The sequence below is a fragment of the Mesorhizobium sp. M7A.F.Ca.CA.001.08.2.1 genome (assembly GCF_003998455.1).
Lineage (GTDB): Bacteria > Pseudomonadota > Alphaproteobacteria > Rhizobiales > Rhizobiaceae > Mesorhizobium > Mesorhizobium ciceri.
In genome coordinates, this window is sequence record NZ_RZPW01001184.1 from 1 (window position 1) to 1,183 (window position 1,183).

Annotated in this window: 1 protein-coding gene; it reads left to right on the forward strand. The window is 56.7% G+C overall.

Annotation, left to right across the window (positions count from 1 at the left end; all coding sequences use genetic code 11):
* Window positions 1–788 precede the first annotated feature (788 nt).
* Window positions 789–1,172: a hypothetical protein gene (locus EN914_RS36030; RefSeq protein ID WP_024504656.1), complete on the forward strand. Its 384-nt coding sequence runs from the start codon at window positions 789–791 to the stop codon at window positions 1,170–1,172.
* Window positions 1,173–1,183 lie beyond the last annotated feature (11 nt).

The following is a 1,183-nucleotide window of genomic DNA, read 5'->3' on the forward strand; positions in this document are numbered from 1 at the left end:
GCCGTTTACTGAAGAAGAATTGGCGAACGCAATAGCAGCCGCTAATGTCGCGTAGGGTCGCCTTAGAGACCACCCCCTTTGAGTTCCTTGATGCGTCAAGCTGGGACAAGACCCTCCAATATTTTTCTCTGAGAGTACTTGCGAAGCGGCAACCTGCTCGGCGGTCAGAAGGGAGTTTTCTATGGAAAGTGTACGTTCAAGCAGCCGATTCGTGCGAGAGGACGACTTCGTTCTTCGAAAGATCGCTCTGGTCGCCTGCCCTACCAGCCTATGCCGCACTTAGCTCCCGGATCTAACTGTTTGCAAGGAATTGGGAACCCGCGAGGCGTTGTTCTCGCAGTCGCGCAGTCAAGCAGGAGTGCGGACAGGGCCTACCCAGCAGCGAAACAGAAGCGCTGGCGCTGGGTCTTCACCGGGGCTAAGGGCCATGTACGAGCTACCCTGCATGTCCGATTTTCAGCCTGCGCTAATATTGTAAATGAATGGTGACTGTGCGCACCGACTTCTCCGGGTCGTTGTGTTTGGCGTCCCTGTGGTTCCCGAAGGGCCGATATACTCCACCAGCGCGAGGCATGACCGCTCAGATTCTGTTGGTCGGCGCCAGGGTTCGCGCACCTCTGCGCCGGCCGCCACGGCACTTTGAGGTGAAGTGCCGCTCACCGGAGCTAGAACCCAGCAATTGGCCGACAATCGCCGAATAGCCGATTGGTTGAAAACGTACAGCGAATCCGTTGGGGTTATGCTGGACAACAGGGTAAACAATTCCTTTCGCTGGAAGGGAGGCCGCGATGGTTCGAACGCATTTAGAAGTTGCACAAGGCGTAATCGCAACCGGCTATCTTGTTCGGCATAATTCCATGATCGGAACTGCCAAGTTTCGCCAAGACGTGGATCGTTCAAGGCGCGCAATCGAGACATCGCGCGAACTGCTCAAACGCCTTCGCCAACGTCACCACGATGACATGGCGCGAGGGTGGGAAGATCCGGGCGTGGCAAGCGTCGCCGTCTGCGCCTTTGACGCCGACATTCTCCGCTCGGCATTCCGAGAGTTGGTCAGGCAAACGGGTGTGCCTGAGTATCAATGGCGTGATCTGGCCACGAGCCTGGTACATGAATTCACCGGGTGCGAGCAGATGGAAACTGGCCTGGTGGATTGGATCACCAGCAAGTAGCGCTACAAGGA

What these genes read in the sequence shown, in the direction of transcription:
- EN914_RS36030 (WP_024504656.1), top strand. Translation starts at nt 789, where the DNA reads ATGGTTCGAACGCATTTAGAAGTTGCACAAGGCGTAATCGCAACCGGC.